Raw genomic sequence first — 3118 nt, forward strand, 5'->3', positions numbered from 1 at the left:
GGCCTGCCGCGCGCCCGAACTGCTGACCGCCGGCGTGGTGGTGCAGAGCTGCGTGGTGACGGTGGCGGGCGCCGCCGTCGAGACCCAGGTCTACATGCGCCCGCCGCGTGAAGGCAAGGTCGAGTGGATGCGCATCGCGTTCTCCCAGGAGGAGGCGCTGCTGCAGCGCTACGGGGACGGGCTGAAGGCCATCTCGGCCAAGTCCAACGAGCTGTGGCCGACGCTGCGCGCGCTGGCGGGCGACGACCGCCGCCGGCGCGAGGAGGCGGACCGCACCGCCACGCTGGAACGCCGCGCCGCGGCCGAGCGCGCGATCCGCGCGGCCCCGGGCAAGGGCGTCGCGGACAAGGACATCGCCTTCCTGCTCTGGACCTGGTACCAGCCCAGCGGCGAGAGTCGGGTGGAGCAGGTGCACCTGCTGCTCAAGGACGGCACCGGCTACCAGCGGCTGGACCTGCCGCCGGACGAGCTCGACCTCGCCGGCGCACGCCGCTTCCAGCCGGAACGCATCATCCAGTGGCGCCGCCAGGGCAGCGACTGGCAGATCCGCGACCTCGACGACAAGGACTGGCGCACCGTGCAGGGACGGCCGGCGCTGCCCGCCGAGGCCGGACAGCGCGTGGACGGCACCTTCACCCACTCCTGGTATTCCATCCTCGGCGGCAGCAGCTCGCAGAACCGCTTCCACTTCCATGGCGACGGCCAGTTCGAGCAGAGCGGGCGCTCGGTGTTCGGCACCGGCGCGATGGCGGCCGCGGCCGGGGTGACCGGCATGGCGACGACGTCCTACTCGCGGGGAGGCAGCACGGGGACCTCGTCGGTGAGCGCCGTCGGCGCCGGCGCCGGCGGCGGGACGAAGCGGCGCCGCAATGGCGCGGATTTCACCGGGCGCTACCGGCTCGAACGCTGGGCGATGGTGGTCGAGCGCGACAACGGCGAGCAGCAGCGCGTGCTGTTCGCCTTCAGCGGCCCGGAGCGCCGGTCGGTGTTCATCAAGGACACGGGCTACTCGAAGTAGCCCGGTCCTCGGTTGCCGGACGCCGACACCGACACCGACGCCGACGCCGCCGCTGCCGCCGACGACGACCCCGGCCACGCGGCCGTGGCGCTCAGGCGCCGAGCGCCCAGACGCTGTGCGGTGCGCCGTTGCGGGCGCGACGGCGCGTCGCGCGGGCCAGCAGGAGCAGCAGCGCCGCGCCGAGCAGCGCGGTCAGGTCGACGGTCCACAGCAGCAGGTCGCCCCGCAGCAGGCGAGGGCCGAGCATCGCGGCATCCGCCAGCGCGATGCAGCCGGTGAGCGCCGCGGCGGCGACGCACAGCTCGAAGGCCGCCTTCGGCAGCGGGCGCACCAGCGCCCAGAGCACGCACAAGGCCAGCACCGCGAAGTAGACCGGCTGCACCGCGTCGGCGAAGCGGTCCGGCCCCAGCACCCGCGTGCCGACGAACAGCGCCGAGATGCCGGCGATGCAGCCCAGCGCCACGCCCAGCGTCAGTCGCGCCATCACGCTGGCGCGGCGCGGTTGTGCCGCTTGCTGGTGCTTGCGGCGCGATTCGACCCACAGCAGGTTGCCGCTGTAGAAGAGGAAGGCGCCGGCGAGCGCCAGCACGAAGTACACCCAGCGCAGCGCCAGCCCGCCGAAGTCGCCGTAATGCAGGTTCTGCAGGCCGCGCAGCAGGGCGGTACCGCTGCTGTAGGAGGCGGGCCGCTGCACCTCGTGCAGCAGCGCCCCGGTGGTGCCGGACAGTTCCACGCGCACCGCCCGGCTGAGGTGGCGCTCATGCACGGCGCCGTCGGCTTCCACCTGTGCGGCGGCGTCGCCGTGATGGCGGAGGTGCAGGCGCTCGACCTCCAGACCCGGCGCGGCGCGGGTCGCGGCCGCCACCAGTTGCTCGACCTTCAGCGGCGGCGCGGGCGTGCCGCTGGCCTGGACCGGCCGTGAGAAGCCGGCCTGCGGGCCGATCAGCGCCAGCAGCTTGCCCTCGAAGACCAGGAACTGGAACGGCGCCAGCAGCAGCGTGCCGATGCACAGCACCGCGCCGCTCCAGGCGAAGACGATGTGGAAGGGCAGGGAGAGCAGCCCGACGGCGTTGTGCGCGTCCTGCCAGAGCCGCTTCAGATTGCGGCCCCAGCGCAGCGCGAAGAGGTCGCGGGCCAGCACCGGCAGGTAGATCACCAGCCCGCTGACCAGCGCCAGGCCGTAGAGCAGCGACACGACGCCCATCGTGTAGGTGCCCCAGGCGCCGGGGATGCCGACGGTGTAGTGCAGGCGGTGGATGAACTCGCCGAGCTCGCCGCGGTCCTGCTGCTCTCGCGGCTGGCCGTCGGCGCCCAGTTCGAACGATCGCCAGGTCTTCGTTGCAGGGTCCTGGCCGTAGGCGCGCAGGCCGTGGCCGTCGTGGGGCAGTTGCAGGCGGATGTCGGCAGCCATCTTCGGCGCCTGCGCGAGCACGCCGTCCAGCAGCCGCTGCGCGTCGGCCAGCGTGGGCGGCGGACCGGCCGGGGGCTCGGCGGCCGCGGACCATTCCTCGATCTCGTGATGGAACAGCGTCAGCGCGCCCGCATAGAAGGCGATGAACAGCAGCAGGCCGGCGGCGATGCCGATGCCGCTGTGCACCGAGAGCCAGGTCTTGAGGGTCTTGGCGTTCATGCGATGCGCACCCAGCCGATGAATTTGAGTCCGTGGATCGCCGCGAAGCACAGCGCGGTGATCGCGGTCATGACGATCCAGGCGCGCGCCGCGCTGCGCAGCTGGAAGGGCAGGGCCAGCGCGGCGACCCAGACCGGGAAGGCGCAGATCAGCAGCGCCAGCGCGTTCGCGCGCAGCGGGCCCGGCCACAGCAGCGTGAGGAGGCCCATCACGCCGACGGTCATCGGCAGGCCGAGCAGGCCGGCGGCGACGGACTTACCCCACATCGCTGGCTCCCTGGGCGTGGACGCGCCACGCGTTGACGAAGGGCAGGACGACGGCGCCGAGCATCGCGGCGCTGAGCGCGACCGAGAAGGCGGCGGTGACGCCCAATGCGGGGACCGCCAGCAGCGTGGCGACCACGAGCAGCGCGAGCGAGGCCCAGCGCCACCGGCGCGGCCGCGTCGTGCGCGGCCACAGCCGCTGATGGC

4 protein-coding genes are annotated in these 3118 nt (G+C 73.3%); 1 reads left to right on the forward strand and 3 read right to left on the reverse strand.

What is annotated here, in order from left to right; translation table 11 throughout:
• Positions 1 to 1018: hypothetical protein (locus CS062_RS26470; protein WP_199174355.1), on the forward strand; the 1018-nt coding region annotated here is incomplete at its 5' end.
• Between the two features lie 91 nt (positions 1019 to 1109).
• On the opposite strand, the gene CS062_RS24915 is transcribed toward CS062_RS26470, so the two are convergent.
• The 3 genes from CS062_RS24915 to CS062_RS26475 form a co-directional block, all read right to left on the reverse strand.
• On the reverse strand, positions 1110 to 2648 hold the full coding sequence (locus CS062_RS24915) for a PepSY-associated TM helix domain-containing protein (RefSeq protein ID WP_099864535.1): 1539 nt from the start codon (positions 2646 to 2648) through the stop codon (positions 1110 to 1112).
• Positions 2645 to 2914 (reverse strand): hypothetical protein, encoded by a 270-nt coding sequence (locus tag CS062_RS24920; protein WP_099864537.1) that lies wholly within the window; start codon positions 2912 to 2914, stop codon positions 2645 to 2647. The genes CS062_RS24915 and CS062_RS24920 overlap by 4 nt, the downstream gene beginning before the upstream one ends.
• A partial coding sequence (locus tag CS062_RS26475; RefSeq protein ID WP_099864538.1) for a hypothetical protein occupies positions 2904 to 3118 on the reverse strand: 215 nt, incomplete at its 5' end. The genes CS062_RS26475 and CS062_RS24920, both read right to left, overlap by 11 nt.

This window comes from Roseateles chitinivorans, from assembly GCF_002761755.1.
Lineage (GTDB): Bacteria > Pseudomonadota > Gammaproteobacteria > Burkholderiales > Burkholderiaceae_C > Roseateles > Roseateles chitinivorans.